This is a genomic window from Mangrovicoccus sp. HB161399 (assembly GCF_013184745.1).
In the GTDB taxonomy this organism is placed as follows: Bacteria; Pseudomonadota; Alphaproteobacteria; order Rhodobacterales; family Rhodobacteraceae; genus Mangrovicoccus.
This window is the reverse complement of record NZ_JAATVU010000227.1, coordinates 1-1,489: the sequence shown is the minus strand read 5'-3', so window position 1 is coordinate 1,489 and position 1,489 is coordinate 1. Positions and strand designations below refer to the sequence as shown.

The 1,489-nt window shown below is 72.6% G+C and carries 2 pseudogenes; both read left to right on the top strand.

Going from position 1 to position 1,489, the window contains the following annotated elements:
* Nucleotides 1–48: 48 nt before the first annotated feature.
* Nucleotides 49–645: pseudogene (locus HCC78_RS35150) on the top strand (transposase); the annotation flags it as partial.
* A 106-nt stretch (nt 646–751) separates the two neighbouring features.
* Nucleotides 752–1,194: pseudogene (locus tag HCC78_RS35145) on the top strand (hypothetical protein); the annotation flags it as partial.
* Nucleotides 1,195–1,489 lie beyond the last annotated feature (295 nt).

Sequence of the window (1,489 nt, the reverse complement as noted above, 5' to 3'; positions counted from 1 at the left end):
AGCGAGCGGTGACGCGCCACCGGTCCGAGCGCGACGGCGAGCGGGGCGCTGAGGCAGCGCGGATCGCTGGCCGTCCGGTTCGATCCCGCGATGCGATGGGAAGCGGCGCCTTCCGGGCGTCGCGGCTGCCGGCAGGCATACAGCGGCGCCGCGATCCAGGCCTGCCTCACCCTCGAGGTCCTGCTCGGCCTGCCGCTCCGCCAGAGCGAGCCAGAGTGGCGCCACCGGTTCGAGCCCACTGGCGAACGGGGTCGTGGCGCGCCTGCTCGAGCTGTCCGGGCCCGGCTGGTCCGTGCCCGACTTCGGCACCCTGTCCCGGCGGCCGAAAGCCTTGGACGTGACCATCCCGCATCGCGGCTCCAAGGGCGCGCTTCGCCTGCTCGCGGTCAATGAGGCATCGACCGCCATCGGTCCGGGGAGCCGCCAGCGGCAGCGCCATCGGTTCCAGCGCTGCTGGAGGCGCCGAATGGCAGCAAGGCGGAAGGCGAAGGGAGCGGTGCGACCGTGGCCCCGGCGGGGCCGCGAAAGCGCGCGGCAAGGCACGGCCGCAAGCATGGCGGCTCAAAGCGGCGCATCCGCGGGCCCGCCCGGACCCGTGGCGCGGCCCGCTCACGGCGCAGGATCCGCCTTGGAATCGATGTGGAGCGAGGAGGATCGGGAAACCGTCCGGGGGAGTCCGGGCCGGTCCGCGTCAGCAGCAAATCCTCCTGTGGAGGATTTGAGGGCCGGACGGGCGGAGCCCTCCCCGGCGAACATGGAGATCCGGGCCGTCGAGGTCACCTCCGGCAATGTCGGCGATGCCGAGCCGGCGAACTCCGCCGGGCTGGGCGAACCCGGCGAGGGATGCTGCCGGAGCTCCTGAAGCAGATCGGCCGGGATCGGGAGATCGCCACGGTGACAGCCGAGTTGCCGGCGGATGCGCCGCCGGTTCGAGCACCGCTGGCGACGCCTGCGGCACGCGCGCCTGCCATGATGCCATCGCGGCGCGCGGCGCAGCGGCGGTTCGTCGGGCAAAAGCTCCCCCGGACCATTTGCTGGTCCTCCTCGCTTCCGCCCCGCCGGAACGCCGGGCCCTCGAAGCCCGACACGGCAGGAGCCAGCGCACGCAACGGGATCCTGCGGGCATCGAAGCGCCTGGGCCGGGCACTTTGGCGGAACAGGAGCGGGTGCCGCCGCCGCAGCAGGGTGGAGACATGAGCCGGATCGGGAAAAGCTCCGGGAGACCTTTTCCCCGGCGATTGGATGACCTGCGCAAAGCTGCCCGGCCAGCGGCTGATGTCCGTTCGGCATCGGCCCCGGACCGAGGGCGCCTCGATGCCTCGCCTTCGGCCGCCAGGTGGCGGAGGTCCGGAGCCGCGCGTTCGCGGCTGCGCCCGGACCAATGGCGCTTGCCGCTCATTCCTCAACTGCTCCACGGCACTCGGCATCCCGATGACGGTGGCCGCAGGATAGGTGTGCCCGGGGAAAGGGAGATTGCGCTCGCCAGCTG